3 protein-coding genes and 1 pseudogene are annotated in these 4,497 nt (G+C 71.3%); 3 read left to right on the forward strand and 1 reads right to left on the reverse strand.

Annotation, left to right across the window (positions count from 1 at the left end):
* Window positions 1-43: 43 nt before the first annotated feature.
* The 3 genes and pseudogenes from WH07_RS20230 to WH07_RS20240 form a co-directional block, all read left to right on the forward strand.
* A pseudogene (locus WH07_RS20230) lies at window positions 44-805 on the forward strand (SGNH/GDSL hydrolase family protein); the annotation flags it as partial.
* Between the two features lie 199 nt (window positions 806-1,004).
* Window positions 1,005-1,976 (forward strand): aldose epimerase family protein, encoded by a 972-nt coding sequence (locus WH07_RS20235; protein WP_046501808.1) that lies wholly within the window; start codon window positions 1,005-1,007, stop codon window positions 1,974-1,976.
* Window positions 1,977-2,090: 114 nt separating this feature from the next.
* Entirely contained in the window at window positions 2,091-3,395 is a 1,305-nt protein-coding gene (locus tag WH07_RS20240; protein ID WP_106409634.1) for a pyroglutamyl peptidase, read from the forward strand.
* A gap of 48 nt (window positions 3,396-3,443) precedes the next feature.
* Here the strand turns inward: WH07_RS20240 and WH07_RS20245 are convergent, their stop codons facing one another.
* Entirely contained in the window at window positions 3,444-4,256 is an 813-nt protein-coding gene (locus WH07_RS20245; protein WP_046501810.1) for an EI24 domain-containing protein, read from the reverse strand.
* Window positions 4,257-4,497: the final 241 nt, after the last annotated feature.

The raw sequence follows: 4,497 nt of genomic DNA on the forward strand, positions 1-4,497 counted from the left end.
CTGATCAACTCGTAGTAGCAGTCCTCGGCACGGGCATCACGGCCCCACCCCCGTCTGGGACCGCAGCCCGTCCTCGGTGGCCGCGGTCGGTGACTCGATCACCCGTGGTTTCGACGCCTGTGTGGTGCTGGCGGACTGCCCGGAGGTGTCGTGGTCGACCGGTACGGACGCGGAGGTGCGGAGTCTCTCGCTGCGGCTGCTCGGCGCGCCCGCGGTGAAGCAACGGAGCTGGAACCTGGCGATGACCGGCGCCCGGATGTCCGACCTGCCCGGCCAGATGGCCCAGGCCGCCCAGTACGCGCCCGAGCTGGTGACGGTCATGGTCGGTGCCAATGACGCCTGCCGTGACTCGCCGAAGCAGATGACTTCGGTCGACGACTTCCGGACCTCGTTCGAGGCGTCGATGCGCCAGTTGCGCGCGGGGGCGCCCAAGGCGCAGGTGTATGTGTCGAGCGTGCCGGATCTCAAGCGCCTCTGGTCGACCGGGCGGGGCAATCCGCTGGGGCGGCAGATCTGGAAGCTGGGTATCTGCGCGTCGATGCTCGGGGACTCGCAGGACATGAGCGAGCGTGCGCAGCGCCGCAGGGACCAGGTGTACGAGCGGGTCGTGGCGTACAACAAGGTGCTCGGCGAGGTGTGTGCGAAGGACCTGCGCTGCCGGTACGACGGCGGCGCGGTCTTCGACTACCGCTTCACCGGCGAGCAGCTCAGCCACTGGGACTGGTTCCATCCCAGCAAGAACGGGCAGAGCCGGCTCGCGGAGATCGCGTACCGCAACATCACCGCCGCGAACCCGCCCGCGTGACCGGCGGGCCGGATGACAGATGGCCTGGGTAACCGGTGGCCCGGGCGACCGGCAGTGGCTGACCGGTGGCCCGGGCGACCGGCAGTGGGTAACCGGTGGCCGCGGTATCAGCGGTGGGTGACCGGCGGGTGGGCGGCCCGTACCGAGGCTCCGTAGCCGCCCGCGCCGCTCCGGCGTAGGGTGCTCGTTCGTGACTGTCATGAGCACGGAGCGGGTCGGTGCGGCCCCCGACGGTACGCCCGTCGACCGGTGGACCCTGGAGCGCGCCGGGACCCGGGTGGATCTGCTGACGTACGGCGGTGTCGTGCAGTCGGTGGAGATCCCCGGGCGGGACGGGACCACCGCCAATGTGGCACTCGGCTTCGCCGATGTGGCGGGCTATCTGGGCTCGCGCGGACCGTACTTCGGGGCGCTGGTCGGGCGGTACGCGAACCGTATCGCGGGCGCTTCGTTCACCCTGGACGGGCGGACACACCGGCTCGTCCCCAACGACGGCCCGAACACACTGCACGGCGGTGAGCGGGGCTTCGACCGGCGGGTCTGGGACGCGGAGCAGGCCGGCGACCACGGCGTACGGCTGTCGCGGACCAGCCCGGACGGCGAGGAGGGATTCCCCGGCCGGCTGGAGGTCTCGGCGACCTACGCGCTGGAGCCGGACGGCGCGCTGACGATCTCGTACCGCGCGGTCACGGACGCCCCGACGCCGGTCAATCTGACGAACCACACCTACTGGAATCTGGGCGGCGCGGGCAGTGGCACCGCCGCCGCGCACGAACTGCGGATCGCGGCGGGCCGGATCACCCCCGTGGACGCGGCAGCGCTGCCGACCGGGGAGCTGGTACCGGTCGACGGCACGCGTTTCGACTTCCGCAAGCCGCGCCCGGTCGGCATCGGGTACGACCACAACTTCGTGCTGGACGGCGACGATCCGGCGGCGGAGCTGTACGACCCGGTGTCGGGGCGGGTGCTGACCGTGACCACGACCGAGCCGGGGCTCCAGCTCTACACGGGGGACCACTTCGACGGCAGGCCGTACGGTCCGGGGGACGGGATCGCACTGGAGACCCAGCACTTCCCGGACTCCCCCAACCGTCCCGCGTTCCCGGACACGGTGCTGCGCCCGGGCGAGGTGTTCCGCTCGGCGACGACGTACCGCTTCGGAGTGCGCTGACTCGTTCGTGAGCCTCCACGCGCCTCCACGGCGGCGTCAGGATTAGGAAGCCGGTACGGAGGCGATACTTCCGCCACCCGAACCGGAAGGACCCCCGTGAGACTCATGAGGCCCATGAGCCGTATAGGCGTGCGGATATGGACACGAGGACGGATACGCCCGGAGCTGTCCGGGCTTGTCCTGCTCACTGCCGCCGCGCTCGTCGCCGTCACCCCGCCCCCGCTCGCCGGCGCCCGCCCGGCCACCCAACCCGCCCCGGCCGCAGCGGCGTTCACCGTGGAGGAGCAGCGCCTCGACGGTGCCGTGCCTCAGGAGATCCTGCGGCGCAGCGGATTCGACGCGGTGGCACCGGAGTTCGTACGGTCGCTGCGCCACGCCGGCTCGTACGCCGAGGCCGAGCGGACCGTCGGGCGCCAGGGGGCGCGGCTGTGGCAGCGGGCGGTGGACCTGGCGCAGGGGCGCGGTCCCGCCCTCGGCGATCTGAGCCGGGACGACGACCGGCCGCTGTACTGGGCGCGGCTCGGGCTGACCCGTGAACTGCGCGCGTGGGAGCCGGAGTTCCGGCTCACCGAGGCGGCGCGCTCGGCCCTGATCGGGAAGCTGGAGCGTTCCTCGCGCGGCCAGGACTCCATGGACTTCCCCGCCGGGAAGGGCCACCGGGGCCTCAAGCGAATCGTGATGACGGGCTTCGACCCGTTCACCCTGGACCGCGACATCCGGATCAGCAATCCGTCGGGAGCGACCGCGCTCGCGCTGGACGGTACGGTCATCAGCACCGCCGAAGGGCCTGCCAGGATCGAGACGGCCGTCTTCCCGGTCCGCTGGCGGGACTTCGCCGACGGCACGGTCGAACGGGCCCTGCGCGGACCGCTGTCAAAGGCCGATCTCTTCACCACGGTGAGCCAGGGCCGGGTGGGCCGGATCGATGTCGAGCGCTTCAACGGCGCCTGGCGCGGCGGGTTCGGGGACAACGAGAACGTCGGGGAGACGGGACTGGTCCCGGTGACGGACCCCGCCTCGCAGCCGCAGTGGACGGTGACCAGCCTGCCGTACCAGGCGATCACGGCGGCCGGCACGGGCCGGTTCCCGGTGTACGACAACACCTCGGTGACCGAGATCCCGGCGGGCGCGACCGCTCCGGTGGTACGGCCCGACGGGCCCACGCCCGGTTCCGCCGCCCGCGCGGGCGGCGGCGGGGACTATCTCTCCAATGAGATCGCCTACCGGGCGACGCTGCTGCGCGACCGGCTGGGCCTGGAGATCCCGGGCGGGCATGTGCACACGCCGGTCCTCCAGTTCGGGGCGGGGAACACCGATCCGGCGACGGGGACGGTGACCGACCCCGAATTCGTACAGAACCGGCTCGACATCATCGCCCAGATCAGGTCGATCATCGCGGTGGCCGCCGGGGCTTCCTGACCCCGCCGAGACCTTCTGAACCCGGCCCGCCCAGCGGCCGGACCAGGCCTACTTGTCGAGGGTGAGCGGTGCGCCCGCGCGGGGCGCACCCTCGCCGCCCGTCTCGTACGGCTCGCCGCCCTCCGGTACGTCCGCCAGTTCGCGGGCCATCAGCGTCGCCCCGGCCACCGCGCCCGGCATCAGGAACACCGCGGCGAGCGGTACGAGAAAGGCGAGGGTGAGCGGAACGCCGAAGCCGAGCGCCAGCATCCGGCGGCCCCGGAGCAGCGCGAGCCGCTCCTTCAGCTCGATGCCGCGCCGCTGGAGCGCCACCGCCGTCAGCTCCTCCGTCAGGAAGAAGCCGGACACACAGAAGCCGAGCACGGGAATGACGGTCTGCCCGATCACCGGAATGAAGCCGAGCGCGAAGAGCAGCACCCCGTACAGCGTCACCCGCACCAGGATCCGCAGGCTGTCCCGGGCGGAGATCAGCAGCTCACGCCAGAACGGCAGGCCCGACTCGGGGACCTCGCCGCCCTCGGCGCGGTCGACCGCCTCGGAGAGCGACTCGTAGAAGGGCTGGCCGACCAGCAGGGTCACGGCGGTGAAGGTGATGACCGCGAGGAAGAGCCCGAGCGCGAAGAGCAGCGCGGTCAGAAAGCCCCGGAAGAGGCCCAGCCAGGGCGAGGACCAGTCGTCGGCGAAGGGGGTGGCCCAGGCCGTCAGATCGTCGGCGCCGTAGAAGAGCGCCACGAGCGCGCCCGCGTACAGCACCAATGTGACCAGACCGGGCAGCAGCCCGAAACCGAACCACTTGCCGTGGCGGGCGACCCACCGCTGGCCCTTCATCAAGTAGCCGAAGCCGGCCCCGAGATCATGCATGGGGTTCAGCCTACCCACGGGCTGGACGCCCTCTTGTCGTTCAGGCGCACAACCTGTAAACCCTGCATACCGATCAGCGCCGATCGATTCTTGCCACCAGTGATCACTTTTGATCATTTCTCCAAAAGCTCGGAGGGTACAGACGTATGGGGATACCCAGACCCGTCCTGCTGACCACCGCCGTTACGGCCGGTGCGCTGCTGCTCGCCCCGCTCCCCGCCACCGCCGCTCCCGGGCACCC

Source organism: Streptomyces odonnellii (assembly GCF_000981895.1).
Lineage (GTDB): Bacteria > Actinomycetota > Actinomycetes > Streptomycetales > Streptomycetaceae > Streptomyces > Streptomyces odonnellii.